Raw genomic sequence first — 25,887 nt, 5'->3', positions numbered from 1 at the left:
GTTGCTCCTCAGCAGAGCTTGCCTCCGCTTTATCGTGGTACTGTAAGTTAAATGAAACTTCTTAGAAATTAAAACACTTACTATATTTGAAAAACAAAAGTGTCAACCATTTTCAGGACGAGACAATCAGGCTGTTTGGATATTTTAGCATAGCACCGCTATGGTGAAATTGAAAATAGCAACGAAGTGGCTGATTTTAAAGCGATTTCAGCACGTAATAGTTTGTCTATTGCATATTTCGGGTTTAAGAAAAAGGATGATTTTTATCTTTTAGATTCAAGAACTTTTTAGGATCTTTGAATAAATAAAGTATCTTTGATTGGCAGGATATCACTTTATTTTTCAATGTCCCAATCAAGACTTAACAGTTCTATGCAGAAGTACATTTTGTTTTTATTTTTTGGTGTTTTCTTAGGCACTTTTTATGGTTGTGTCCCTAACCAAAAAATAATATACCTTCAAAACAAAGAGGGTTTAGAAAATCTTTCCGATGGAAAGGTGATCACCTATGAAATTCCGGATTATCGTTTGCAATACAACGATATAATCGACGTAAATATAAAAACTGTCGAAGACCTTTTACGGGATGGGTTCAATGTTTTGGGTGAGCAAACTACTCAAAATTCAATGGTTGGACAAGTTGCGCAGAGTGGAGGAGATATTTACTATATGAATGGCTACAATGTAGACAAGGAGGGATTTGTCAGACTCCCCATGATTGGAAAGGTGAGTGTAATTGACAAGACCATAGAAGAGGCCAGGCTAGTTATTGAAGAAAAGGTAAAGGCTTTTGTGAAAACAGAATTGTATGTGAAAGTGAAGCTTGGGGGCATCAGGTACAGTGCCTTGGGAGAATTCAGAAAACCTGGAAAATTTGTTGTTCTGCAGGATAGAATGACCATTTTTGAAGCCATTGCGCATGCAGGTGATCTTACTACTGTTGCCAAAAGAGACAATTTGATATTGATCAGACAAAATCCGGAAGGTACGGAGATTCATACCATTGATTTAACGGATAGAAAGATCGTCCAATCCCCATATTATTTTATTCAACCCAATGACCAACTTTATGCAGAACCAATGAAAGTAAGGGAATTGGGTTCCGGAGAAAATGCTACCCAGTCGCTTGCCTTGATTGTTTCCTCTATTTCTGCAGTAGCGCTTATCTTAAATATAGCCATTCGTTGACATGAGCCAAGCAAATTCTCTACCGCCGAATTTCATTCCTTTTCAGGTAAATAAAAAGGATGAGTTTGATATCAAAGGAATACTGTTCAAGTATTTCAGGCAATGGCCTTGGATTTTGTTAGGAATAATTGTTGGAATGTTGGTGGCTTATTATACCAACAAATCTACCAACCCTACCTATATCGTCAATTCTTCAATAGTAATTAAGGACGAAGAACAAAGTTTGGGAGCTGATATTTTTGGTCCTTCAGGTTTCAGGAATTTCCAAACCCGGTATAAATTAGAAAATGAATTAGGGATTTTAAAATCCCATGCATTGGCAGAAGAAACCCTTTCTCAACTGAATTTCAATACCATTTACTTAAAAGAGGAGCGGTGGAAAAACAGCCAACAGTATGGGGATGTTCCTATAGTAGTGAAAGCAGATTGGTCAAAGCCACAACTTACGGGTGGCTTGTTCAAAATGAGGGTGTTGGACGCTTCTAGTTTTGAGCTTTCTGTTGTGGAAAACACATTCAGCTTATTTAATCCTCTTGACCCTTTTTACAAAACTACAGTTGGTTCGGAAAATAAAACGCCTGAAGGTATTTATTCCTTCGGTGAAGCAATTACTGGTCAACATTTTAATTTCACGGTTTCAAATTTATTTGCCAGCAATGGTGACGAGGTATTGTTTTATTTTAAAGATACCCCTTCCTTAGCCACATCCTACATAGACTTACTTCAGGTCAACTCCTCAAGCAATTTTTCTTCAGTTGTAAATCTTTCTTTGGAGACTCCAGTAAGAAGGATGGGGCAGGATTACCTAAACACCTTGATGAATACCTATCTCAATCGTGAATTGAGAGAAAAAAATGAGGTAGCAAAGAGCACCATATTTTTTATTAATGAGCAGTTGAGAGGCATTTCTGATTCTCTTTCTTATTTTGAAGACGAACTGGAACAGTTTCGTACTGAAAACAAAGTGTTTAACCTAAGTGAGGAGGGCGCACAGATTTTCATGAAGCTTCAGGATCTGGAAAAACAACAATCAGAGATTGGTGTCAATCTTCAATATTATCAAACCTTAAAAACCTACATAGAAGAAGATAGGGTAGATGGCTTGATAGCCCCTTCTATTGCCGGTGAAGGAGATCCTTTATTGAATGCGTTAGTGGTTGGCTTGAGCGAGTTACAGGCTGAAAAAATCAGGTTATCAGCCAATTATTCGCTTGAAACACCTGTGATCAGGGAAGTAGAGAATAAGATTCAAAGTACCAAAGAAGCCATTGGAGAAAATGTCAGATCGGCCATAGGGAATTTGGAGAATTATCTGGCAGAATTGTCAAATAAAATTTCTATTGTTGAAAGTGAAGTTTTTAAATTGCCAGAAACTGAGAAAGTGATGCTTGGGTTGCAAAGGAAGTTTTCTATCAATGAAAACATCTATATCTACCTTTTGGAAAAAAAGGCAGAATCGGAAATTACCCTTGCTTCTAACAAGCCGAATAACAAAATTTTGGACAAAGCCATGGCTGCTTCGGCACCCATTGCACCCAAATCAATAATAAATCTAATAATAGGGTTACTTATTGGATTTTTTATTCCTATTCTTATCATCACGATTAGGGATTTTCTTTACCAAAAGGTAAAGAACCCAAAGGAACTGGAGAAGGCCTTGGTAGTACCTTTGGTTGGGATGATAGGTCGACACAAGGAGAAAGATTCGCTATCTGTATTAAATCACCTTAGGTCCACTGTATCTGAATCTTTTCGTAGTTTACGGGCAGATATTCCCTATCTAAGTAATAATAAGAACAAATTGACCTTGTTGTTCACCTCTACCATCTCTGGTGAAGGAAAAACCTTTATTTCTATTAATATGGCTTCGGTTTATTCATTAATGGGAAAAAAAACAATTTTGATCGGTCTGGATTTGAGAAAACCAAAGATTGCAGATGATTTTGGGTTGAAAAATGATCAAGGAATAAGTACCTGCTTAAGTAGAGGGGGGGCTTGGAAAGAAGTTGTTAAGCCATCAGGTTATGAGAACCTGGATGTAATATTGTCTGGTCCTATTCCTCCAAACCCCGCAGAATTACTGCTACAAGAAAATTTCAGTACATTAATCAAGGAAATTCAGGAAGCTTATGATGTAGTGATTTTAGATTGTCCTCCCGTAGGATTGGTTTCCGAAACCAAAGAATTAATGAAATATGCAGACATAAACTTTTTTGTTTTTCGCCAGAAATACTCTGCTTTGGCGAATATTCAATTTTGTAACGATTTGTCTACGAAAGGTGGCATTCATAAAATTTATGCAGTGCTTAATGATGTACATGGAACCCATGGATATGGTTACCAATACGGCTATTATACTTCAGATGTAAGTGCCTATGGTTACCATGATATACAGGACAAACCTTGGTGGAAAAAAATTGGTAGGCGATAGATGCACCTTATTTATTTTTCAATAATTTTATTGGGAGCTTAATGGTGTCGTATAAAAAATCAATTGGTGTAAATTTTTCCGGATATGCCATCGCTTGCTTTTTCTGGTAATGGTGTTGTAAATTTTTGATGTAATATTCGGGGTCAAAGTTACCATTATCACGATTTAGGTACCTGATATACATGCTTATTAATTCGAAACGACTGTCTCCCCAGGTACAGTTTTCCCAAATATTAAACACCATTTTATATACCCTGTTTTGATGGGTTTCCAGTCTTTCTTCAATTGGAGCAGGTAATGAAATGGATAGTAATGTTTTTAAATATTGAAATCCATCCAAAAGGACTTGTTGCAAACCATAGCTCCTTGCAGTGACCAGTATAGCTTCCCAATTTATTTGAGTACTGTAAGTTTTCATAAAAGCAGAAAGGTCTGCAAGATGGCGCAAACGCATCCATTGGTCTTTTCCACCATGGTGAATAACCATGAGCCAGAACAAGCTTTCTTTATCTACCTGGAGGACTCTTATTCCATAAAAATCCCTTAAGGTAGCTTTATGAAAAATCAAGGGATAGGGGAAATGGAAACTGTGAAAGTCACTTTTCACTCCCCATTGAAAGTCAAGTAATAAACTTTTATTATTTACAGGCAATTGGTAGAGGTAATTGAAGGAAAGCAATTTCTCAATATGTTGACCTATCTCAGTTTCTGGTTGGTCAGGATTTAAAATTTCGGAACCGAAGCCTTGATCCTTTAAAACATTCATACTAGGAAGCACATCTTTTTTTTGAACCAAAACATCAATGTCTCCCCTTTCTCTTAGTTGAGGATTCTCATAAATTTCAAATTGGTATTGGAGACCTTTATGTAATATGGCGGGTATGCCGGCAGTTTCGAATTGTTGGAGTAGTTTTTTTGTGTGGTAAATATCCTTTAGGTTTTTTAGTGCATTTTGTGTGACAAATATCTTTAGGTATTCCTTGTTTTTTATAGCCAATAAGGAAGTCTTCTTGTCATACTCAAAAAGCAATGGGCGAATGCGATGAAACTTGGCCAGCTTTAATACTTTCCGTTCATCAACAGCTATTTCAGTTTCTTTCCCATTTGCTTTCTTTCCCATATATGCTTTTATGGAAAAGAAAAGCACCTTCATTTCAGGGGAAAAGGGGTAGAGGGACGAAAGCTGTTGCAATATTTAAAAATAAAAATAAGTGGTAATAAGGAAAAAGACTACTTGATGACGATGGCATTTGCTTCAGCCATTTTTTTCAGAAATTCATTGACTGTTTTCTCACATTGTTCCTTTGAAACCTCGTATTCCGCTAATAAAGCTTCAGTTATTTCACCGATGGTCTTTGGGTTTTCTAAGAGCAGCCAAATGCTTTTACCCGTTTCATTTAATGTGGCATAAGAACCATTGCTTACATCCATCATGACAATGTCCCCCTCTATTTCGTTAAAAACATAAGAATCACTTCTGCTAATTTGCTTACTGGACATGAATAGTTATTTAAATTGAGTTTATAATTTACTGTTTTTTTGTCAAGGCCTTAATCAAACCCTTTATATATAGTAAATTTAGAGGATTGAGAATGGAAATTATAATTAAATTTTAAAATAAACGAAAAACATGACTGCATTTTTTGGTTTCACAGGGAAAGGCGATTTTTTAGAACAAATGGCTAGCCCGTTGAGACATTGGTCTGCAGACCGAGAGGGCAAGTTTACTAGCAAACAGCTATCTCTGGGTTGTCTGGAAATGTATACTATTCCTGAATCCGTTTTGGCTCCTCAGCCTTTTAGGCACGAAAATTTCATTATTGTAGGGGACTGTCGAATAGATAACCGTGAAGCATTAAGAAAAATATTAAAGCTGGAGCCAGACCAGGTTATGGCCGATTTGGAGTTTATCGTTCGGCTTTATGCGAAAAAAGGCAAGGATACCCCAAAACTATTGATAGGCGATTTTGCCTTTATCATTTGGGACAGTAAAAAGGAGGAGCTATTCGGGGCAAGAGATCAGTTGGGGATTAAGATATTTTATTATGCCATTCAGCAGGAGCAATTGGTGTTTGCTTCTGAAATAAAAGGAGTTTTAGCTTACCCAGGCATGTCCAAAGAATTCAACGAACTTGTTTTGGCAGCAACCTTTTCTTTAGATGGACCATCTTCATCCGAAGGAACACTTTATAATGCAATAGATGCCCAGCCTGCAGGGACCTGGATGCATTTTAAAGCAGGAACTTTAACCTTAAAAAAATACTGGACTTTAGGTGATCATAACATCACAATTCCTGAAACCCATGAAGAAAGGTTGAGAAAATTCAAAGACTTGTTTTTTTTATCTGTTAAAGACAGGATGAGAACCAATAAGCGGCTTGGTCTTGAGCTCAGTGGAGGCTTGGATTCTACAGGTATTGGGGCTGCGATTGTTAATTATTTGGGCAAAGGAGGTGATCTGTCCTGTTTTAGTTTTGGCAAAGCCCTTCAGCCTACCCAGGAAATAGATAAATTTGATGAAGGGGATCTAATGCACGAGTTTTGTAAAGAAAACGGCCTTCTTTCTAAGTGGCGAAAATTCGATGAGCGGGATTTTACGGAGAAGGATCATTTAAATTTAATGACGAAAGTACAGGATGAGGTAGATATGAATTTTTTACCCACCCTTACCGCTGCCTTTTTAAAACAAGCCAAAAAAGAAAAAATTGGAGTTATGTTTTCAGGCTGGGGTGGAGACATGGCAGCCACCCTCACTTTAGGTGGCTTTTATAGGCCATTGGCAATAAAAAAAAGATATTGGGCGCTGTGGAAAGACATTAGAAGAAAGCATGATGTTCCCATGGCTTTTATTAAATGGCTTTACTTTTCAATCAAATTTTTGCAAGGGGACTCAGTTCTTAAAACGTATAAAGAAAAAAGCAAAAAAAAGTATGCTTCTAGCCCTTTGAAAAGAAAAATAATAGAAAAGCACCAACTTCTGGACAGGGAGCCTTCCATATACAAAGTGAAATCTACGATAGAGATAAGCGATTACCTAAGCACTTATCTTACTGAGGTTGGAATCAATAAACGCATAGTAGACCATGGCTTGGTTGGTCGTCATTTCGGGGTGGATTACAGGTTTCCTATGATGGACCTCAGGCTATTGGAATACATATATGCGCTACCAATCGATACGATAACCTACCAAGGTAAGAGCAGGTATCTATTTACAGAAATCATCCGGCCTTATATTCCCAATGGAGTTATTGACAAAAGAAAGAGTAAGGTGCCATCAGTCCCTTTTACCAAGGCATTTCAAAGGGATGCTTTAGATGAAATAATTGCCTTTGTTCAAGCTAATTTTGATGAATTAGAGAATATGACCTATTTGGATAGCGATAAAGCTCTAAGCATCTTAAAAAAACCTGACCCAGGAAATTTTGGGACATTATCAAAGTTGATGTTTTATATTATCAAAAAAAAATCGAATGTTTAAGACGTGGAATTAGCTTCACCGAAAACAAAACGAAAGGTTGTTTTCCAAATAAATAAGACTCTCTTCATGTGAAAGCGCATTAGCCACGACTTTTTCATTGAAAGTTATAATTTTTTCTGCTGCACTGATTTGAGGTTGGTTGTCCACTATATGTTCCCACCCGAATCCACTTCCAAGCATGACCAAGTCGAAAGAAAAAGTGCCAAATATAGTATTCTTTAATTGTTGATTTAAAACATTGTTTTCATTAAAAAATACAGGGCCATTTTTTTTATAGTAATTCAAATAATCCTGAATGCCTGACAAATCTGTATGTTCCCTAACCATTTTCCAAAAGGGAGTGTCTTTTTTTTCATTGTACTTAAAGTGAAGGGCTATAAACCATTTAATATAGTCCCAGGATCTATTAATTTTAGAATTATATCTGGCTTGTGCTGCTTCAAGGGTTTTTTCATTTTTCAGGTATTTTTCAAACTTTTCCAGCTGAAGGATAATCATATGCAGACCTGTAGATTCCAGAGGCTCAACAAAAGCGAAAGCATTGCCTATGGCTATGGTATTGCCTGACCAACTTTTTTCGTATCGCCCCGATTTGAAACGGATTACTTTTTCATCATTTATCTCTGGACAATATTTTCTCAATTCACTTCTGGCTTCCTCTGCTGAGCAAAATTTATCAGAATAAACATAGCCCAAATGATTTTCTCTTTGTGTAGGGGTTTCCCAAAGCCAACCGTGATTCAGGGTTGAGGCTGTGGTATAGGGTTTAATTCCATTTGTATGGCTAGCTTTACCTAAGATGGCTGAGTTAGTCATTAAGCTATCTCCATAGTCCACCCAGTTGGATTTTAAGGCTTTGCCCAATAAATAGCTGGAAAATCCTGTACAATCAAAATACATGTCGAATTTCAACTCTTTCTGTTGATCCGTTTGTAAATACTCTATATCGCTGTTATTTTTTTTAAGGAATGTTTTTTCAATTTTAGCATCTATATGATTTATTTTGGCAAGTTGAATTTTTTCTTTAAGGTATTTAACAAGTAGCTCGTTATCAATATGATAAGCCATGCCACTTTTGACTTTTATGGGTAGGACCTCTCCATTTCTGCTGATAAAAGGAGCTTTATCGGCCGCCATCATTCGGGTAGTAAGTGAAGTGTAATCCAAGCTTTGCTTGTATCTTAAAGAAGCAATAGTATCCATTCTTCCAAAAGGATTTAAGTAATGCTTGTCCTCTTTTCTTCCCCAATTAAATTTTACACCTAATTTTAAGGTTGGTTTGGTGGCGTTGAAAAATTCGTGAACTGAAAATCCCAAGATGCTGTGAATAAATTTCAGAAGTAGAGGAGTACTCGCTTCCCCAACACCTATTATTGGGATTTTTGAGCTCTCTATAACTGTGATATTTTTATCGCCAAATTTTTTTTTTAGATACAGTGCTGTAAAATAGCCTGCAGTACCTCCTCCAATTACCCCAATATCTCTTACATCTTTAAAATCTTGCATTATTTTTGGTTGTTATTTAAAATAAAAATTTGAGTTTATGGATTTATTATTTAAATTTAACAAGAATTAATTTTTAAACTAATAAAAAAATGGCTTCAACAACTAACAGCAATCAAAAAGATAAAAAAGAATGGGTTAATCCTGAGTTTTTAACAGAAAATATTCAGGAAACCAATAGCGGTGTATGGTCTTCTGGTTCTATGGAAGATGGCTGGTATGGCTCCTAAATATTTGTTTTTTAGTAGATTGGTAATAGCTTTTTTAATAATTTCAATTGTGTGAATTTATTATTGTATCCAATTGTTGTTAACCTTCTAGTACAGCTGTAAAAAATGCTCAGGTGGTTGATGGCTTTCAGAGTGGAATACCTTTTTTCCTGCTTTGATCGAGTAGATTGAATTACCATAGGGAATTGGAACCGTTAGGATTGGAGTAGAGGTTACTTGGTATAGCTCTTTAATTTATATGTTGTATTTTAAAAATCGTCTGTTTTTAATTGTTCAAAATCTTTTTTATAAAAACGACTGATTAAAGACCTTAACTCATCATCATAATAAGCCATATAGGGGAGATGATTGGAAGAATTGATTTTTTCTGGGGATTTAAAAGGTAAATTTAGCCTACAAAAGATACTTCTAAGGTCTTCATCCATGTTTTTAGTTTGGCCAATAAAATCAACCATCAATTTGCCTTTTTCATCCATAATATAATCACATTGAGGCCTGAAGAAAAGACTGGTTTGATTTGATTCTCTCTGAATCAATAATTTCATATATGCCCTGCATTTGGTTACATTGGTATATTCTTTGGATAGTAATGGGTGTTTAAAAAAGCAAGCAGAAACAAACCTTTCATAAGGGTTACGCATAAAAGCAAATTTTAGATAGCTGGTCCATATTTCCGGACTTAAGTGAGGTTTGATCTCAAGTGCAGTGATATGCCCATTTTTGCGCTTCTTAAAATCCCCCGTTTGTAATTTTGAATGGTGAAAAAGTGCTACCTGTTCTTCGTCTCCAACTTCCAGAAAAGGTCTTAGGGCAAAACGAACAGCATGAGTACCTGTCTTAGGTATGGCAAAAGAAATAAATTTATGGCTATGGCTTATGATCATGGGATTTTAAATTTTAAATTTGAACATGCGCTATGTTCTGGTTACTGTATGTTCTCCTGAGTTTTTTTTAGGTACAAAAGTGCTTATACAATCCTTTTTAAAAGAGAATTCATGGTATGAGGGAGAAATAATTGTTATTAATGACGGACTAACAAGTTATCAAAAAAATGAATTGGAAGAAAGATTCAATGTTTCATTTGTTGAGATCGGTGCGGGTTTGAATGATAAAATCACCCATTTAATTAAGGTATTTCCTCATTTTCATCATTTTAAATCTAGGTTTTATTCGTTAGAATGTTTTTCTTTTCAAAATTACGACAAAATTTTATTTTGCGACAGTGATTTACTTTGTACAGGTGACATTAGGAGGCTTTATGAGAATGAGGAAAATTTCTCTGCAGCCTGGGATTATCGTAAAATCATGGGTTATGTTCGGCACCAAGATTCCTTTATGTTCTCAAAACCTGAATTCGTTCCAGAAAAGTTTAAAGAATTTTTCATTTCAGGACTCTTCAATACAGGGGTAATGGCCATTGGAGCCACCTTGGTTAAACAAAATGCCTATCAACGAATATTGTATGAATTAATTCCAGAAACCTATGAGAAGATAAAAACAGGGCATACGGATACAGTGGTTTTAAATAAATTGTTCTTGGATCAGGTGACATGGTTGGATCAAAATTACAATGCCTATTGGCCTATAACTTCAAATATGGCAACGGTTGAAGGTTTTATTCATTTTATTGGGAAACAAAAACCTTGGTCTGCAAATATAGACCATAAGAATAAATGGGTTCGTAAATGGTGGGAGTATGCCAATGAATAAGCCTAAAGTATTTTGTGTTGGTTTTCACAAGACGGGAACTACGTCAATCGGGAAAGCTCTGGAAGCATTGGGGCTAAAGAATGTTCATGGTGCTGGTTTGATTAGGAGTGCCGTTGGAGATAGACGGATGATGGAAATGCTTTTTAGAGAAGATTATGAATTGTTTTTTAAATTGGCTGAAAGTTATGATTCATTTAATGACAACCCATGGTTTAAAATTTACAAAACCCTCGACCAGCACTTTCCGAATAGTAAATTTATACTGACCTTGAGGGAGGAAAAAGAATGGTACGAAAGTGCGGTTAGGTATTTTGGAAAGTCAAGTTCAGCCATGAGGCTTTGGCTCTATGGCAAAGGAAACCCGCATGAAAACAGAGAAAGGTTTGTGAATGTTTACAGGAAACACAATCTTGAAGTACAAGATTATTTTACACATCGACCTTCTGATTTATTGGTGTTACCCCTTAATGAATTGAACAAAATGAATAAAATTACCAGTTTTTTGGGTTTGCCCGAAAACGGAATTGTATTCCCACATTACAATAAAAGTCATGATCATTAGCCATAAACACCGGTTTATTTTTATAAAAACAAATAAAACAGCAGGAACGTCTTTTGAAATAGCCTTATTTTCTATTTGCGGTCCAAAAGATATTTTGACACCTATTTCACCAAAAGACGAAAGGGTAAGGGCCTTTTTGGGTTATTGTGGTCCTCAAAATTACCAAAATAAAGATGTATTATTTCGTGCGCACACTTCCGCATCCTCTATTAAGAAGAATATAGCGCCTGAAATCTGGGAAACCTATTTTAAATTTTGCTTTGAGAGAAATCCATGGGACAAGGTAATTTCCCACTACTATTGGAGAGGAGGAGAGATAAAATACAAAGGATTGGATACGTATCTTGAAGCGGGGGAATTGGGGAAAATCAAAGCCTTTTCTTAATATGCTTATGGCGATAAAATATTGGTAGATAAGATTTATAAATTTGAACAATTGAATCAGGCCGTTATAGCCCTTAAGCAACGTTTGGAATTGCCAGAATCGTTTCGTTTACCTGATTATAAAGCCAAATCAGGTTTTAGAAAATACCAGGCAGATTACAGGACTTTTTACACTAAACAACAACAAGAATTAATTGGAAAAACATTCAAGCGAGAAATCAATTTAATGGGATATCAATTTTAATGTATTTAGTTCAAGCCAAATCATTTTGAGGAATCTTATTAATCGCGCCGTCTAAATATTCAAAAATAAAATGAATTCTGGCTGTTATTCCGGTGTTTTTTACGCCATGCAATCCTGAATTGTCTACTTCTACCGCTGTTCCTTTGGTGAAATTATAGGAAACACCACGAATGGTAAAAGCCACATCTGGATTGGTGATAATTGGAACATGGATTTTATGAGGGATCCAGCCTCTGGTATTTCCGTCTATATGCTCTGGAATAATGGTTCCGGGTTGCATTTTGGCAAACATTACCCTGGGGAAATAGCCTGATTTGTAACCAAAGGGCTTAACAGCTTGTTTCATGATGGGGAGTAAGATACTTCGGTATTTCTCCCATAAAGGCAAGTCAAAATAGTCTACTGGATCACTTTTTTTATTGCTCCAACGGAAATTAATATGGTTCACCTGGGCCAAAGAATATTTCTTGTTGGGATTGATGGCTGCGTCGGTATCCCATTGTTGCATTAGTTCAGGAAGGAGCTGTAACAAAGGTAAAACATCCACTTCTCCAAGCACCCTTACTGAATTTGTCTTATTGCTGTTTTTTTCCATATGAACCTAAAAATTAATGAAGATAAAATTAAACTAAAAATGACTATTTTTGAGAAATTCAATGGTTTTTTTAGATATAAATTACGTTGCAAGAAACTAAAATATAAATAATTTACCGTGAAATTATACGATTTCAAATTAATATTTTTGGCCTTTACTTACAGTGCTTTTATTAGGTTTCTGATGTGCTTCGTCAAATTTAACCAGTATGAAAAGCTGTTAGGTACAAGAAATCATAAATCACCAATAGTCCAACCTAGGCCGGATGAGTTAGTGCATATTGATCGAATTCAAAAGATTATTTACAGCGTCAATAAATACACTCCCTGGGAAGGTAAATGCATGGTCAAGGCTCTTTCTGCAAAGTGGCTGTTGGCAAGTAAGGGAATAAAAAGTACGTTGTATTTTGGTATATCGCCCGATAGAAATCCAAACAAGCCACCCAAACTCCTCGCACATGCCTGGTTAAAAGTAGGAGATGAATTTATATCAGGGAGAAAAGGGCACCGCAGGTATAAAGTGGTTAATTTTTATAGTTGAACCCTTTGTGATAATTACCTAAATGATTTTCCTAAACATTTAAAACCTTTGTTGTTGATAGAGGTTTTGAAAAATACCTTGCTCACTGGCCAATTGGCTGAAATTACCCTCTTGAGCTATTTTTCCTTCATCTACAACATATATGTGATCGCATTCTTTTAAATTATACAAACGATGGGTGATCAATAAAATAACCTTATCGGCCGCAACACGTCTAAGTTGTTCGAAGATGTGGTTTTCTGAAAGGGCATCTAATGCGCTGGTAGGTTCATCTAAAACCACAATGGATGCATTCCGGTAAAAGGCCCTTGCAATGGCGAGTTTTTGCCATTGACCCCCACTCAGTTCCTGCCCTTCAAAGAAAATTCTACCCATTTTTGTTTCAATTCCATTTTTCAGTTGGTCTATAAAAGTATCCGCATTGGCATCAAAGATGGATGTAACCAACCGATCTGTATTGATCGTGGTCTCATCATCTCCTATGGAAATAATTTCTTTTATGGATAGAAAGTATTTTTGAAAGTCCTGAAAAAGAAAGACTGTGTTCTTTCTATAATCTGTAGGGTTTATTTCCTGGAGTTTATGGTTGCCTATAATAATATCGCCTTCCTGAGCATTGTATAAACCAGCAATTAGTTTCACCAGCGTTGATTTACCTGAACCATTGGCTCCCACCAAACCTATCATTTTACCCATAGGTAGCGTCATATTTATGTTATTGAGTACCTCTGGAAAATTTTTTCCATAAGAAAAACTCAGGTTTTTGATCTTAATACTGAAATCTTTGTCTGGGAAAGGGGTACTAGAAGGTTTTTCTAATGTTTCAGCAAGCTCAAAAAATTTAAAAAGGTCTCTGAGAAAAATTCTTTGGTGAAATAAATTGACCAGGGCGAGAAGAAAACCCTTTAGGTTGGATTGAATTCTTTGAAGTCCCTGTATATAGACTACCAATAAACTAATGGCAATGGTTTCCAGAAATGCTTGTTGGACCACTCCAAATAAAACTATAAAAAGAGCGATAACCTCAAGACTTTCTGCCAGCAGGCTGTAGCGAAGCAATTTTTGCTGAAGTGCTTCTTTCTTGGTGAATATATGCTTTCTTATTTTGCTAAATCGTTTGATAAAAGACTGCCCAAAGTTTAAGGTTCTTAATTCCTTGGCATGTGTTGTAGAAGTCAGTATCTGATGATAATAGGCTGCCTGACGTTCCATTGGAACCAATTTCTTCTCCAAACGATGCAAGACATAGCCATTGTACCATTTCACAATGGCTAAAGGTAAAACCACCAATAAAATAATCCATGCGTAAGTGGTGATAAGTGTAAAAAAATAAGCCATTAAGAACAGCAAGCTAAGAACATTGGTGAACAAGACTTGAAAATGTTGTAAGATTAAGGGCAATTTATACAAAGCTTGCTTCTGGGCAAGGTGAACATTGTCATGGTACTTGTCATCCTCAAAATAAGAAAAGGGTATGGCAATCGATTTTTCCAGCATCAAGCCTATGGTGTGGTCGGTAATTTTCTGCTGTTGAATTTGTCCGAGATAGGAAAGCAATTGTTGAATAAGGTTAACCAATAGTTGCCCCAGTCCTAAAGCAATCAACCAGAACATTACCTGCTCAAAATCCCTGTCCAACGACATGATTTCATCAAAAAGGGATTTAGTGGCATATAAGATCCCCACAGGTAAGATGGCTACCAATATTTGAAAGAAAAATTGTAAAAGTGTATTATTAGGGCTTACCCTAAAAGTAAGTTGTAAGGCCTTGTAAAAATCCTTGCCAAACGATAAAAACCATGCTTTACCTGAACACCATTTGTTTTTAAATTTTACCAATCGTTTAAATTTTATAATAAGTTATACACTAAAAAACAAATTCATTGTATATCACAGATAGCCCAATCTAGCCATCATTTTTTTGTTTTTATTAATAATTTCATTCACCAAATGGGGAGGTATCTCCTTTAGTCCTCGTCCAGTTTCTCCCTTATTGAAAAAAACTTTATTACTTGAAGGCTTCTCGAAAAAGCCAAACTTTTCTTCTTGTTGTTTTAAATTTTCAAAAGAGCAAGCAGTAATGGCTTTCTCTATTTTTGCTGTATTATATGGGATACCTAAAGTTTTCAATGCAAAAGGAAAAGTTTCGTAAGGTTTATTTTTCATGTCTTCATATTTCACCAGATGGACAGGGATTTTCTTTTGATTAAGCCATCCTTCTACATGTTGGGTCCAGGAGCCCATAAACTGGTAAATTTCATGAGAGGAGTTGTTTTTTTTGGATAAATATCCTTTTTCATTGTTTATAAACTGCCTTGCGATCTTTTCATAAGATACAGCTTTATGGTTGGCAAAAGAAAGGGCCACATCAAGTGGATTTCTTACAATATAAATGATATGTCGGCTAGAAACTTCAGGAATGATAGGGTTTTGACTTTCAAAGGAAGAGTTAAAGGCATCGTGAATTTTAACAAATAGGGGTTCTTTCAGAGATTTATTCAATTCACTATACGCGAGCTTTCGTAACGGCTGTATTTCATCTATGTGAAGATCATCCAAGCAGGTGTCTAAATATAGTTCGGGCAATCGTTTATTCGAATACCAAAGTTTCCCATGGTTCAAATTGCAGAGGTTCACTTGTCCATCATTGAAAAAAGCACTCAAAAATGCCCTAAACCATGTATTTCCTGATTTCGGGTAGGAGGCTAACCATATGATATTTGGTTCAGCCATTTTTTGAAATGATTTGCTTATCGATAGCCTCGGCAAAATCTTTAAAGCTTGTCATTTCTCTAGGTCTTGAAGCCAGCCAGAAAGAGGTGTTTTTTGCTAAATAAGTAAGGTCCTTGAATTTTAAATTATTCTTTCCCATTCCGCTAAGCCATTGTTTTCGGTAAAAGTTATCATTTAAATACCCAAAACCTTCTTTGCCATTAAGATCGGTAATTTCAATTTTTTCCTCTCCAATTTTTAAGAAAACAAGGCCTGCAATTTCTCTGGGGCTAGGATCAAATGTGTCATGAAACAGAACACCGTATTTTTCTACGGCAGGGCGTATCTGGTAAATGCTTTCTTGGTCAAAAACAGTTTGCGCTTCAAGGGTGTTTTGCCATATACGGATCATGGGGTAGGAGGGAGTGACCATGTTTTTATTGGCCGTATTATGAAACATTACTATGTCATCAGAGAAGAGGGGGTAGCCAAGCTGATGCAGCATTAAGGCAGTAGTGGATTTTCCCACTCTGGAAGGGGCCACAAAAAGCCAAACTTTACCGTTTTTATCGATTATACCGGAGGCATGGATGAGTAGTTTGTTTCTTTGAAAAAGAGCTGCGGCCAGTGCATTGGAATAGAAAAAAACCAAGACGGAATCCATGTTATCAGTCAGTGGCTGAATAATTATTTCATTGCCGTTTTTAACAAAATATTTCCCAACTTTTGGCATCTCATATAAAAATTCATCGGCATTGAATCTACACATTGCCCGGGTAGTGGTTATTGACTGGGAGAATAAACCATCCGTTTTACCAATCTTTACAACAATAGTGTCGTTTTCAGTTCCATTATCCACTAAAGGTTGGAAGGCGGGTAGCACAATCTCCGACCTTATGGGGATACCAAAAACGGTGTATAAATAACTCATAGGGTAAATATTGAGCAATTTTTTGGCAAAGCAAAACCTATTTTTCTCTGTATTTGATATCAAATAATTTGCAATACGGTATGTATAACAAAAAATGCAATTCGAAATAATTAAAATGCTTTTAAAATTATAAACAAATTTTGTTTTTATTTTTAGTAAAAATGAAGTTAATATTGGGGTCGAAAGTCTTCATTTATAATTAAATTGATGTGTTTTTAAATGGTTTGAAATAAAACAAAAAACTGGATGAATTATAATGAAGTTATGGGACTGATGTGGCGAAGCTATGTTCCTTATAACGTGTGTTTTAGGGTTTGAGCCAGACAATTAAAAGGGCAGTTATTTGGAATAGCCTAGAAGTTTTTGGAAACCAAATTCTGGGAATATCCTTAACTGTAATATTGGCCCGATTACTTTCTCCTGAAGATTTTGGTTTAATTGGAATGGTTTCAGTGATTACAATGGTTTCTTCGGTTGTAATAGATGGAGGAATCGCTGCCACCGTCATTCAAAAACCAGAATTGACCAAACGCGGATTGTCTACCTTATTTTTTCTGAATATGGCCTTAGGCACTTTTGTGATTTTTGTTGTATATATAATTGCTGGCCCAGTTGCCTTGTTTTTTGATGAACCACGCCTTGTATTATTGTTGCAGGTGCTGTCTTTAGGCTATTTTCTGGGAAGTTTGCAAGTGGTACAATATGGTTTGCTTGCAAGGAAAATGGCATTTAAAACCATAGGGAAAATTAGAATTACCTCCCAAGCCATTGCCGGAGTTGTTGCTGTTATTATGGCATTTTCTGGCTTCGGAGTGTGGGCCTTGGTTTTCCAAAGCCTCATTTCTGTGACTTTGGGAACCATTTTGTTCTGGAGATTTGGAAAATGGAAGCCAGTTTTATCGTTCGAATGGTTAGTAGTTAGGGAAGCCTTTGGTTTCAGTGGATTTTTAATGCTTTCATCCCTAATCAACCAAATGGCGGATAATTTTTATTTTGTTTTGATAGGCAGGTATTTTCCAACACAGCAATTGGGGTATTATTTTCAAGCGAATAGGATACAGCGGATTCCGGCACTTAAAATAAATCAAATTGTTCAACAATCCACCTTTCCTGAATTCTCTAGGCTTGCCTCAGACAAGACAGGTTACATCGCATTTTTTTATAAAAGCCTTCAAAATGCTTTGTTTTTCAATATGCTTGTGATGGGCTTGTTACTGGTTAATGCAGAACACCTTGTACTTTGGTTATTGACAGATAAATGGGCAGCAGCAGTTCCCTTTATCCAATGGCTCAGTTTGGCATCTTTTTTTTTGCCTGTGATGGCCTTGTGCAAAAATTACCTTCTCGGGGTTGGTAATGCTAAAATGCAGTTTAAAATAGTATTAGCCAATGTATTTCTTTTGATTATAGTAGCATTTATCACCATTCCCTACGGCTTGATGCCTTTAATTTATGGACAAATTATTGTTGCCCTTGCGACTGCAGGCATTTATTTACTGACCATCCAGTTTAATTATAAGGAAAGCATGGGCGACGTATGGCAATTGATAGCAAAATATACATTGGCCACCATAGTAAGTGCAATGCTGGTGTTTTACCTTCCAGTTCTATGGGACCTTCACCATAGCATTTCTATAATCCTTTCTACCTTTATTTTCACCACTGTCTATATTGTTTTATTAATACTATTAAAAGTCAATAATGAGTACTTACAAAAAATTAAAAATCTTTTTAAAATAGCATGATAGTAGTAGTGACCACCATTGCATCACCAACAAAATCGATGATAGGTCTTTCCGATTCCTTACAGAACGGGAATAGAATAATTGTCATTGGAGATAAAAAAGGTCCAAATGCATTTGATTTAAGAAATGCGGATTTTTATTCTTTGAATAAACAGCAAACCCTAAATTATTCCTTGGCAAAAATACTGCCTGTTGGCCATTATTCAAGAAAAAACCTGGGCTATCTTCTGGCCATGAGTCAGGGTGAAAAATGCATTTATGAAACGGATGATGACAACCAGCCAAACAATCTATGGAAAAAAAGATCTCTGGAAGTTAAGGCTTTGCAAGCCAAGAATGATTCCTGGGTAAATGTATATGCTCATTTTTCAGATGAAAAAATTTGGCCTCGGGGATTTTTACTGGACAGGATCAATTGCGAAAAATCACTGCCCTCAGTAGGAGAGCAATTGATTGATTTACAGGCACCAATTCAACAAGGATTGGCAGATAATTCACCAGATGTAGATGCCATTTGGAGGTTGGTAGCAGACAGACCCTTTTATTTTCAAAATAAACCAAGTATAGCATTGGCTAAAGGTGCATGGTGTCCCTTCAATACGCAATCTACTTGGTGGTGGGAAGCAGCTTTCCCTTTACTTTATTTACCCAGTTTCTGTTCTTTTAGAATGACTGATATCTGGAAAAGTTTTATAGCTCAGCGCTGTTTATGGGAAATGGGACATTCTTTGGTTTTTCATGCTCCTGAAGTTGTACAGGACAGAAACGAACATGATTTAATGCGAGATTTTGAAGCCGAAATTTCAGGATACCTGCAAAACAAGAAATTAACAGGAATCTTGGAAGAGTTGCCTTTATTATCTGGAACCGATAATGTCCTCGATAATATGATCACCTGCTATGAGGCATTGGTAAAAGCGGACATTTTCCCTTTAGATGAGCTAGGCTTGGTTTATGCCTGGGCAAATGATTTAAAAGAAATACAAAAAACCAAATGAAGAAAGTCTTAATAACAGGTATCACTGGAATGATTGGCAAGCATCTGTCCAAGTTACTGCAAGCGGAAGGCTATGCCGTAGCGGGATTATCCAGGGCCACTTCCGCTTCGCGTTATGAATCTACACCCAATGGATTTAAATTTTATCAGGGTGATATTTTGGACAATAAATTTCTTAAAACAGTGTGGACGGATTGGAAACCCGATATCGTTTATCACCTTGCTGCGCAATCTTACAATGGGGAGAGCTGGAAAGCAGAGGACACCACCTATTTATTTAATATCCAAGGTACAAGAAACGTTTTAGAAGCTTGTTTGGCATACAGCCCGGAAGCACGCGTGCTGCCTGCCTGTTCAAGCGCTTCTTATGGATTTGTTCCAGAAAATCAGCAGCCTATACAGGAAGATAGCACTCCCCTGAGGCCCATCAGTCCCTACGGAGTTACCAAAGCCAGTATGGAAATGATGGCCAGGCAATTTTATTTCAACTATAAACTGGATGTCATTCTGCCACGCCTTTTTATACATGTTGGCCCTGATCATCCACCAGTCACAGCCCTACAAAATTTTGCCAGGCAATTGGCAGGTATTAAATTAGGGATCCAGGACCCGCTACTAAAAGTAGGTAACCTGAGTTCTTCCAGAGATTTTGTAGATGTACGGGACGGCGCCAGAGCATTGGTAACATTGGCCCAAATTGGAAAAAGTGGCGAAACTTATAATATTTGTACAGGCAAAGCCTGGACCATGCAGGCGTCCTTAGACAAGATTATCAACATTAGTGGTTTAAAGGTCAATGTAGAGACCGATCCTAATTTATTTCGACCTTCAGACGAAAAAGTGCTTTTGGGTGACCCCACAAAAATAATGGGATTGGGTTGGAAACCTGAAATTACTTTTGAAGAGACTTTGCTTGATATTTACACCAATTGGTTAAAAAGGTTAGAAAAATAGGCTATGAGCAAATTACCTTTTTCATTGGTCACCACTTGTAGAAATGAAATAAAGTCACTTCCCAGGTGGAAGGAAAATATTTTGTCTCAGGATAGATTTCCTGATGAAATTGTAATTGTGGATGCTTTTTCCAATGATGGTACCTACGAATTCCTTTTGGAATGGCAAAAGGTAGAGTCCAGAATAAAACTTATTCAAGCAAAAGGAAATGCAGCAAAAGGCAGAAACATGGCCATTAGAAAAGCATCCTATAATATAGTGTTGTCTACAGATATGGGGGTGCGGTTATCTGACAATTGGTGCAGTTCCCTAATTACTCCATTCGAAGAAAATGCGTCCATTGAAGTAGTGGCTGGTAGTACCTGTATTGACAAAGAAACGCTCAATGGGCCAGTTGGCAGGGCCGAATTTTACATAGAAAATGGAGGGATTGCCAAGCTTGAGGAAGGTTTTGTTGTAGGAAATAGGTCAGTAGCCTATAGGAAAATTGTCTGGGAAAAACTTGAAGGATTGCCCGAGGATTTGACCTTTTATGCCGACGATTCGGTATTTGGAAGACAGGTAGTAGAGGGTAAATTTAAAATGGCATTTGCTCCTGCTGCCATGACCTATTGGGCAAGGCCTGAAAAATTAACTGACTTTTGGAAAGAGCAATTTAATTATGGAAAAGGAGAGGGTGAGGCCAACATTAAAAAGCCTTATTTTTTCAGGTTGTATGAGAATGGAAAACTCTTCTGGCCAATGGCAGTTATAGGCAATGCACTTTGGAATACCTACAAGCAAGCCAACTTTAAAGCATTGGGTAGGGCCATAAGGGTATTCGACATTTCAGCCATGCTTGTCCTTCCTGTATTGGCTTTCGGAAATGGTTTTTATAGAATTAGAGGTTATAAGATAGGCCACGAACATGGACAAAAAAACTGCATCGCATGTCGAAATCGATTGCAATTGGAATGGTAGTTCCTATTGTTCTTCACTCATTATTACAATTCTTTTATTGAATTTAATCTGAAAGTTTCTATTATAATTCCCGTTTTCAATGGCGCCGTACTGATAAAAAGGTGCCTGGAAGCTGTTTTTTCTCAAAAATTACCGAAAGGCACAGCGCTGGACGTTATTGTCATAGATGATGGTTCTACTGACGAGACGGTATCACTACTCCATAATTTTAGGCATCAAATAAAAATCTTAACGCAGACGCGTAAAGGACCAGCTGCTGCGAGAAATCTTGGTATACATCATGCTTCTGGGGATTTCTTGGCGTTTTTAGATGCAGATGATTATTGGTATCCTGATTTCATTTTGGAGACTACTGATTTTTTGATAAAACATCCCACAGCCATAGCAGTATCCGTAGGGCAGCTTCACAAATTCGCCTCCAATGAGGGGACTATACTACCAGCATTCCTTAGAAGTAAAGAGGCATTCAATACGGATGGATGGATGTTGAATGATTTTTTTCCTTTTTGGGCAAATCACAATCATATATGTACGGGTTCTGCTCTTATCAGGATGGAAGTGATCCATAAGGCTGGTGGCCAATTAGAGGACATGCGGATTAGCGAGGACCTGGAATATTGGGCCTATTTGTCCACCTTTGGTACCTGGGGCTTTTTACCCAAGGTTTTATTTGTCAGCGATGGGGATAAAGTGACTAGAAAAATTGGCTGGTGGAAAAAAAAGCAAGAGCGTTGGCATAAAGCCCCTGATCTTGATACCTGGGAAAAACGCTTGTTGACAAGGTTAGAAAAACCTTTGTCTGAAAATTATCTTCTATGCAGGGCCAGGGTGGGTAAGAGTTTAGGTTATGCAGCCTTACTATCGGGTCGGTTGGAAACGGGCAGGTCTATTATTTTATCCTGTAAAAATCATCTTCCAAATGATAAGTTATCAATACTACTGAAATACGGTTCCAATAATAAACTTCAATGGTGGATTTTGTCTAAGGTTTTAATATACAGAGAGAAAAACAGAAAAATTTGAATGCTGTTGCAGAAAATAGGGTGAGTACAAAGATTAGTCTATTGGATTTTTTCTTTATTGGCGGCCTCCCAGGTGGAGTTTTTCTTTTTAGAAATTTATTGTATGTGTTGGTACTGCGTCAAAGAGAGGCTGGAGAAATGGCTACAGTGGATGCTTCTGCAGGTGTGCAGGCTGTATTTTTAGTGGTTGTGTTGCTCGTAGGGGTTTATTATTTTATTCATCATGAACTGATCCGATATTTTATAGGCAACTCTGCTTTCAAGTGGTTTTTTCTTTTTTATGGTTTGGGCTTAATAAGTGCCATTTGGAGTGTAGACCCCATACTTACGCTCTATCGGGCTACAGAGGCCATTGCCTATGCCTTACTAATATTTGCTGCAGTCTATACCATTTATTGTAAAGTTGGTGCTGAAGGCTTGCTGCGGTGGTTGTTATGGTATTCTATTTATGCAATAGTTTTGGGAGCACTGGGGAGACTTAAATTGTTAGGCTTTGGGGCTTTTGGCTTAGGGACTTTTCTTGAACAGCAAATGACGTCAACCCCATTTTTCTTTATGGCTTTACTTTTCCCATTATCTCTTTGGATAAGAGTACCCATTTTAACCATATCCATCTTAAGCTTTTCAAATACAGCTTATTTAGGGATTTTATTGGGGACATTTGCGCTCAAAGAAGGTAGTAAATACTTGAAAGCTATTTTTTTCTTTGGAGGCATATCTTTATTGGTTATACTACTTTATTTTGGTGCAGGTGATGTACTAAAAAATACTGTTTTTTATGGTAAAAAAGGGGTGGGATTAGAATACACGTCTGGAAGAGATAAGATTGCAGCACTTTCCTGGGAAGAATCCATGAAGCAACCACTAATAGGGTATGGATTTGTAGCCGGTGAGATTTCTGTAATTTCTGAAACGAGGGGATCGGGTGTTATAGGTGCTCACAATGGTTTTCTTTCTGCACTTTTGGGAATGGGGATTCCGGGGGCATTGCTTTTAGCTGTTTTTTTAGTGAAAATTTGGTTTACTTCTAAGTCGGAGGTATTCCCTCCACTTATCCGGTCAGCATTATATGGCTCTTTTTTAATGATCTTGGTGCATACTATGGGTAATCCTGGAATTGGCTCCCGTGTCTATGGAGCCTGGATTCCTTCTGTTTTGATTTTTACTGTAATATCAGTATTATACAGCCACTTTAAACAACTTACATTATATGCGAATTACCTGGATAACCCGGAGTTTTCTGGATTACAGGATACCACTGTACCAAGAGCTAGATAACTTATCAGGGGGCCAGTTAACGGTTATTTACTTCAAGGACGTAGTTCCAGAACGCTGCAGGAAGAAGTTGGATAATGTACTAGTTGACAGGGCTATAGCTTTGAGTGGGGAGTGGAGGTTGACAGGTAAAAAAAAGCAACCCCTGTCTGATGTAAAAAAGCAATCCATCAGGATACCATTTCAGCCAGGGCTTGTTCGAGCGATTAAAGAGAGTAAACCGGATGTGATGATTAGTGATGGATTTTTTCAATGGACTTATGCTCCTTTATGGCTTAGAATGATCCATAAAATCCCTCATATTATGTGTTATGAAGGAACTGTTCATACAGAAAAGAATGCTGGGAAAATAAAAACCATCTACAGGAAATTAGCAAAAAATGCCATAGATGAAATCGTCTGTAACGGCAGCTTGAGTAGAGCCTATTTGAATAAATTAGGCGTTTCAAATTCCCATATTACAGATGGAAACATGATAGCCGATTTAAGCGCAAATAGTCTTGAAGAAGTTTCAGGTTTGCCATTAGATAAACCAACAAAAAAATCAAATTTGGGCCTGAACCAATATGTATATGTATATCTGGGACGATTGGTACCCATTAAAGGCATCCAAGAAATGATTAATGCTTGGATTCCAACCATGGGATTGGTTAAAGAGGCAAGTTTGTTAATACTTGGGGATGGGCCTGAACGACCAATAGTAGATAAAATCATTGAGCGATCCTCCTGCAAGAATATCGTATTTACAGGTGAATTGGATTATTCGGTTGTACCTGATTTTCTTTCATTGGGCGATATTTTTTTAATGCCAACCCTACAGGACAATTGGTCTCTCGTGATTCCAGAAGCAATGTCTTTAGGCTTGCCTATCCTATGTTCGAATTACAATGGTTGTTGGCCTGAATTAGTTAAAAAGGAAAATGGTTGGGTGTTTGATCCTCTCGATAGTGAGAGTTTCAAATTGACCTTGTTGTCTTCATGGGAAAAAAAAGACAGTTGGCAGGAAATGGGAAAAGTATCAGAAGCAATAATTGCTACCTATACACCTTCCTCAGTAGCCAATAATATTATATCATTAAGCAAAAAAATCACCTATAACCGTGCAAAATAAATTTGGATCAGGAATATACCTGAGGAAATATGATTTTTTTAAACCTGGAGCAAGGAAGGGGTTTGAGGAAGTTATAGCTTTTCAAAATTTATCGAAAGAAGAACAGGAATACCTTAGTTGGAAAAAGGTGGAAGCATTACTTGAACATGCTTATAAAAATGTGCCTTGGTACAGTCGCAATTTTAAAAAGATCGGTCTATCCCCAAAGGACATTAGCCAACCCCAATACTTTAATCAGGTGCCTGTGATTACTAGGGAGGACCTAAAAGGTAATTTTAATGAATTTATTTCTGACACCCATAGAGGAAGGAAAATTAAAATAATCACCACTGGAGGCAGCACGGGAGTTCCGCTAAAGATTGGCGTAAATCCCAAAGCCGTAAGAGAAATGCAAAAATGGCAAATGTTTTCCTGGTGGGGCTTAAGTCCTGAAGTAGATATGGCATCAATTTACAGAGAAATCCCCATTGGAATTCTAACAAAGTTGGTTCTTAAATTTATCAATTGGCCGAGAAAGGTGACCTCATTAAATGCTACTAACTTATCCGAAAATAGCATAAAGGCTTTTTTAAAGGAGTTTGAAAAGAACAAACCTGAGGTTTTACATGGATATTTGGGGGCACTGGATTCGTTAGCTGATTATATTTTAGACCGTCAGATCAGTCTGCCTTCTCCTAAAGTGATCTGGTCTACAGCAGCTCCACTTGCCAAGGTTCAGCAAAGAAAGATTCAAAAGGCTTTTGGAGCGCCTGTTTGTGATCAGTATGGCTGTAGTGAAATGTATTTTATCGCTGCATCATGTCCGGAAAACAATGGCCTTCATCAATTTTCTGATGCGATTAAATTAGAGGTTTTGGATGGGAAGGGTTCTCAGGTATCTATTGGGGATAGGGGGAAAATCACACTCACCAATCTCAATGAATTTGCTTTTCCGCTAATAAGGTATGAGAACGGTGATCAGGGGAGATGGTTGAAAAGCAGTTGTAATTGTGGGATAAACCTACCACTAATGGACCAAGTAAAGGGCCGAAAGAGTGACAATTTTAATCTGCCCGACGGTTCAGTAATTTCTGGTGAATATTTGACCACCCTTTTTGATGATTATCCAGATGCTGTGAAGAGGTTTCAAGTAGTTCAAAACAAAGACCTATCCATTGATTTAAATGTTTCTACGAATGGACAACAGGACAAAGTGTTAAGGCAGGTAAAACAAGGCCTGGAGGAAAAGGTTAAGTATCAGGTAGCGGTGGTGTTAGTAGTTACCGATGAGATTCAATCATTTGGTGGTAAGCTTAGATACGTTATTAAGAATTAG

At 37.1% G+C, this 25,887-nt stretch carries 25 protein-coding genes; 17 read left to right on the top strand and 8 right to left on the bottom strand.

The window, feature by feature from the left end; all coding sequences use genetic code 11:
* Window positions 1–372 precede the first annotated feature (372 nt).
* Both AC13EX_RS05575 and AC13EX_RS05570 read left to right on the top strand, forming a co-directional pair.
* Window positions 373–1,188 (top strand): polysaccharide biosynthesis/export family protein, encoded by an 816-nt coding sequence (locus tag AC13EX_RS05575; RefSeq protein WP_482891904.1) that lies wholly within the window; start codon window positions 373–375, stop codon window positions 1,186–1,188.
* A 1-nt stretch (window position 1,189) separates the two neighbouring features.
* Window positions 1,190–3,619 (top strand): GumC family protein, encoded by a 2,430-nt coding sequence (locus tag AC13EX_RS05570; RefSeq protein ID WP_482891903.1) that lies wholly within the window; start codon window positions 1,190–1,192, stop codon window positions 3,617–3,619.
* A 7-nt stretch (window positions 3,620–3,626) separates the two neighbouring features.
* On the opposite strand, the gene AC13EX_RS05565 is transcribed toward AC13EX_RS05570, so the two are convergent.
* Together AC13EX_RS05565 and AC13EX_RS05560 are read right to left on the bottom strand one after the other, a co-directional pair.
* Window positions 3,627–4,739 (bottom strand): nucleotidyltransferase family protein, encoded by a 1,113-nt coding sequence (locus tag AC13EX_RS05565; protein WP_482891902.1) that lies wholly within the window; start codon window positions 4,737–4,739, stop codon window positions 3,627–3,629.
* 110 nt (window positions 4,740–4,849) lie between these two features.
* The gene (locus AC13EX_RS05560; protein WP_339715025.1) at window positions 4,850–5,119 is read right to left on the bottom strand and encodes a PqqD family protein; all 270 of its coding nucleotides are present in this window, start codon (window positions 5,117–5,119) and stop codon (window positions 4,850–4,852) included.
* A 130-nt stretch (window positions 5,120–5,249) separates the two neighbouring features.
* Here AC13EX_RS05560 and AC13EX_RS05555 point away from each other — a divergent pair, with 130 nt between their 5' ends.
* The gene (locus AC13EX_RS05555) at window positions 5,250–7,097 is read left to right on the top strand and encodes an asparagine synthetase B family protein (RefSeq protein ID WP_482891901.1); all 1,848 of its coding nucleotides are present in this window, start codon (window positions 5,250–5,252) and stop codon (window positions 7,095–7,097) included.
* Window positions 7,098–7,112: 15 nt separating this feature from the next.
* Here AC13EX_RS05555 and AC13EX_RS05550 read toward each other — a convergent pair whose 3' ends face one another.
* The gene (locus tag AC13EX_RS05550) at window positions 7,113–8,603 is read right to left on the bottom strand and encodes a tryptophan halogenase family protein (protein WP_482891899.1); all 1,491 of its coding nucleotides are present in this window, start codon (window positions 8,601–8,603) and stop codon (window positions 7,113–7,115) included.
* An 89-nt stretch (window positions 8,604–8,692) separates the two neighbouring features.
* On the opposite strand from AC13EX_RS05550, the gene AC13EX_RS05545 reads away from it, so the two are divergent.
* Entirely contained in the window at window positions 8,693–8,830 is a 138-nt protein-coding gene (locus tag AC13EX_RS05545; RefSeq protein WP_482891898.1) for a hypothetical protein, read from the top strand.
* 248 nt (window positions 8,831–9,078) lie between these two features.
* On the opposite strand, the gene AC13EX_RS05540 is transcribed toward AC13EX_RS05545, so the two are convergent.
* Entirely contained in the window at window positions 9,079–9,714 is a 636-nt protein-coding gene (locus AC13EX_RS05540; RefSeq protein WP_482891897.1) for a sulfotransferase family 2 domain-containing protein, read from the bottom strand.
* A 25-nt stretch (window positions 9,715–9,739) separates the two neighbouring features.
* Between AC13EX_RS05540 and AC13EX_RS05535 the strand changes: the two genes are divergently transcribed.
* Genes AC13EX_RS05535 through AC13EX_RS05520 form a run of 4 tightly spaced genes read left to right on the top strand, consistent with a single transcriptional unit; the run spans window position 9,740 to window position 11,730 of the window.
* Window positions 9,740–10,540: a glycosyltransferase family 8 protein gene (locus AC13EX_RS05535; RefSeq protein WP_048642829.1), complete on the top strand. Its 801-nt coding sequence runs from the start codon at window positions 9,740–9,742 to the stop codon at window positions 10,538–10,540.
* Window positions 10,533–11,102 (top strand): sulfotransferase, encoded by a 570-nt coding sequence (locus tag AC13EX_RS05530; protein ID WP_339715042.1) that lies wholly within the window; start codon window positions 10,533–10,535, stop codon window positions 11,100–11,102. Before AC13EX_RS05535 ends, AC13EX_RS05530 begins: the two co-directional genes overlap by 8 nt.
* Window positions 11,092–11,487 carry a sulfotransferase family 2 domain-containing protein gene (locus AC13EX_RS05525; RefSeq protein ID WP_482891896.1) on the top strand — a complete coding sequence of 132 codons (396 nt, stop codon included), beginning with the start codon at window positions 11,092–11,094 and terminating at the stop codon, window positions 11,485–11,487. The genes AC13EX_RS05530 and AC13EX_RS05525 overlap by 11 nt, the downstream gene beginning before the upstream one ends.
* Before the next feature lie 21 nt (window positions 11,488–11,508).
* Entirely contained in the window at window positions 11,509–11,730 is a 222-nt protein-coding gene (locus AC13EX_RS05520) for a hypothetical protein (RefSeq protein WP_482891895.1), read from the top strand.
* Window positions 11,731–11,740: 10 nt separating this feature from the next.
* On the opposite strand, the gene AC13EX_RS05515 is transcribed toward AC13EX_RS05520, so the two are convergent.
* The gene (locus tag AC13EX_RS05515) at window positions 11,741–12,325 is read right to left on the bottom strand and encodes an aspartyl/asparaginyl beta-hydroxylase domain-containing protein (RefSeq protein ID WP_048642832.1); all 585 of its coding nucleotides are present in this window, start codon (window positions 12,323–12,325) and stop codon (window positions 11,741–11,743) included.
* Window positions 12,326–12,442: 117 nt separating this feature from the next.
* Here AC13EX_RS05515 and AC13EX_RS05510 point away from each other — a divergent pair, with 117 nt between their 5' ends.
* Complete coding sequence (locus tag AC13EX_RS05510) at window positions 12,443–12,865, top strand: lasso peptide biosynthesis B2 protein (protein ID WP_157470505.1); 423 nt, start codon at window positions 12,443–12,445, stop codon at window positions 12,863–12,865.
* A 39-nt stretch (window positions 12,866–12,904) separates the two neighbouring features.
* On the opposite strand, the gene AC13EX_RS05505 is transcribed toward AC13EX_RS05510, so the two are convergent.
* Genes AC13EX_RS05505 through AC13EX_RS05495 form a run of 3 tightly spaced genes read right to left on the bottom strand, consistent with a single transcriptional unit; the run spans window position 12,905 to window position 16,508 of the window.
* Entirely contained in the window at window positions 12,905–14,704 is a 1,800-nt protein-coding gene (locus tag AC13EX_RS05505) for an ABC transporter ATP-binding protein (RefSeq protein WP_482891894.1), read from the bottom strand.
* Window positions 14,705–14,755: 51 nt separating this feature from the next.
* Entirely contained in the window at window positions 14,756–15,598 is an 843-nt protein-coding gene (locus tag AC13EX_RS05500; protein WP_482891893.1) for a sulfotransferase domain-containing protein, read from the bottom strand.
* Window positions 15,591–16,508, bottom strand: a complete 918-nt coding sequence (locus AC13EX_RS05495; RefSeq protein WP_048642835.1) for a phosphoenolpyruvate carboxykinase (ATP) — start codon at window positions 16,506–16,508, stop codon at window positions 15,591–15,593. The genes AC13EX_RS05500 and AC13EX_RS05495 overlap by 8 nt, the downstream gene beginning before the upstream one ends.
* Window positions 16,509–16,822: 314 nt before the next feature.
* Here AC13EX_RS05495 and AC13EX_RS05490 point away from each other — a divergent pair, with 314 nt between their 5' ends.
* From AC13EX_RS05490 to AC13EX_RS05455, 8 genes are read left to right on the top strand one after another with little or no spacing between them, the layout of a single operon-like run.
* Window positions 16,823–18,253, top strand: coding sequence for a lipopolysaccharide biosynthesis protein (locus tag AC13EX_RS05490; RefSeq protein WP_482891892.1), 1,431 nt, complete (start codon window positions 16,823–16,825; stop codon window positions 18,251–18,253).
* Entirely contained in the window at window positions 18,250–19,251 is a 1,002-nt protein-coding gene (locus AC13EX_RS05485; RefSeq protein WP_048642837.1) for an STELLO glycosyltransferase family protein, read from the top strand. The genes AC13EX_RS05490 and AC13EX_RS05485 overlap by 4 nt, the downstream gene beginning before the upstream one ends.
* Window positions 19,248–20,204, top strand: a complete 957-nt coding sequence (locus AC13EX_RS05480) for a GDP-mannose 4,6-dehydratase (protein ID WP_048642838.1) — start codon at window positions 19,248–19,250, stop codon at window positions 20,202–20,204. Before AC13EX_RS05485 ends, AC13EX_RS05480 begins: the two co-directional genes overlap by 4 nt.
* Window positions 20,205–20,207: 3 nt before the next feature.
* Complete coding sequence (locus AC13EX_RS05475; protein ID WP_482891891.1) at window positions 20,208–21,164, top strand: glycosyltransferase; 957 nt, start codon at window positions 20,208–20,210, stop codon at window positions 21,162–21,164.
* Window positions 21,165–21,170: 6 nt separating this feature from the next.
* Complete coding sequence (locus tag AC13EX_RS05470) at window positions 21,171–22,187, top strand: glycosyltransferase family 2 protein (protein ID WP_482891890.1); 1,017 nt, start codon at window positions 21,171–21,173, stop codon at window positions 22,185–22,187.
* Window positions 22,184–23,464 (top strand): O-antigen ligase family protein, encoded by a 1,281-nt coding sequence (locus tag AC13EX_RS05465; protein WP_482891889.1) that lies wholly within the window; start codon window positions 22,184–22,186, stop codon window positions 23,462–23,464. Before AC13EX_RS05470 ends, AC13EX_RS05465 begins: the two co-directional genes overlap by 4 nt.
* Complete coding sequence (locus tag AC13EX_RS05460) at window positions 23,397–24,572, top strand: glycosyltransferase family 4 protein (protein ID WP_482891888.1); 1,176 nt, start codon at window positions 23,397–23,399, stop codon at window positions 24,570–24,572. Before AC13EX_RS05465 ends, AC13EX_RS05460 begins: the two co-directional genes overlap by 68 nt.
* Window positions 24,562–25,887: a phenylacetate--CoA ligase family protein gene (locus AC13EX_RS05455; protein WP_482891887.1), complete on the top strand. Its 1,326-nt coding sequence runs from the start codon at window positions 24,562–24,564 to the stop codon at window positions 25,885–25,887. Before AC13EX_RS05460 ends, AC13EX_RS05455 begins: the two co-directional genes overlap by 11 nt.

It is taken from the genome of Cyclobacterium sp. L-R (assembly GCF_056859355.1).
Note: the sequence above shows the minus strand (reverse complement) of the source record. Positions and strands in the feature narration are given on the sequence as shown.

Bases quoted from the DNA above. Each gene is read 5' to 3' on its own strand.
- AC13EX_RS05575 (WP_482891904.1), top strand. From the start codon at position 373: ATGCAGAAGTACATTTTGTTTTTATTTTTTGGTGTTTTCTTAGGCACT.
- AC13EX_RS05570 (WP_482891903.1), top strand. From the start codon at position 1,190: ATGAGCCAAGCAAATTCTCTACCGCCGAATTTCATTCCTTTTCAGGTA.
- AC13EX_RS05565 (WP_482891902.1), bottom strand. From the start codon at position 4,739: ATGGGAAAGAAAGCAAATGGGAAAGAAACTGAAATAGCTGTTGATGAA.
- AC13EX_RS05560 (WP_339715025.1), bottom strand. From the start codon at position 5,119: ATGTCCAGTAAGCAAATTAGCAGAAGTGATTCTTATGTTTTTAACGAA.
- AC13EX_RS05555 (WP_482891901.1), top strand. From the start codon at position 5,250: ATGACTGCATTTTTTGGTTTCACAGGGAAAGGCGATTTTTTAGAACAA.
- AC13EX_RS05550 (WP_482891899.1), bottom strand. From the start codon at position 8,603: ATGCAAGATTTTAAAGATGTAAGAGATATTGGGGTAATTGGAGGAGGT.
- AC13EX_RS05545 (WP_482891898.1), top strand. From the start codon at position 8,693: ATGGCTTCAACAACTAACAGCAATCAAAAAGATAAAAAAGAATGGGTT.
- AC13EX_RS05540 (WP_482891897.1), bottom strand. From the start codon at position 9,714: ATGATCATAAGCCATAGCCATAAATTTATTTCTTTTGCCATACCTAAG.
- AC13EX_RS05535 (WP_048642829.1), top strand. From the start codon at position 9,740: ATGCGCTATGTTCTGGTTACTGTATGTTCTCCTGAGTTTTTTTTAGGT.
- AC13EX_RS05530 (WP_339715042.1), top strand. From the start codon at position 10,533: ATGAATAAGCCTAAAGTATTTTGTGTTGGTTTTCACAAGACGGGAACT.
- AC13EX_RS05525 (WP_482891896.1), top strand. From the start codon at position 11,092: ATGATCATTAGCCATAAACACCGGTTTATTTTTATAAAAACAAATAAA.
- AC13EX_RS05515 (WP_048642832.1), bottom strand. From the start codon at position 12,325: ATGGAAAAAAACAGCAATAAGACAAATTCAGTAAGGGTGCTTGGAGAA.
- AC13EX_RS05500 (WP_482891893.1), bottom strand. From the start codon at position 15,598: ATGGCTGAACCAAATATCATATGGTTAGCCTCCTACCCGAAATCAGGA.
- AC13EX_RS05495 (WP_048642835.1), bottom strand. From the start codon at position 16,508: ATGAGTTATTTATACACCGTTTTTGGTATCCCCATAAGGTCGGAGATT.
- AC13EX_RS05485 (WP_048642837.1), top strand. From the start codon at position 18,250: ATGATAGTAGTAGTGACCACCATTGCATCACCAACAAAATCGATGATA.
- AC13EX_RS05480 (WP_048642838.1), top strand. From the start codon at position 19,248: ATGAAGAAAGTCTTAATAACAGGTATCACTGGAATGATTGGCAAGCAT.
- AC13EX_RS05475 (WP_482891891.1), top strand. From the start codon at position 20,208: ATGAGCAAATTACCTTTTTCATTGGTCACCACTTGTAGAAATGAAATA.
- AC13EX_RS05460 (WP_482891888.1), top strand. From the start codon at position 23,397: ATGCGAATTACCTGGATAACCCGGAGTTTTCTGGATTACAGGATACCA.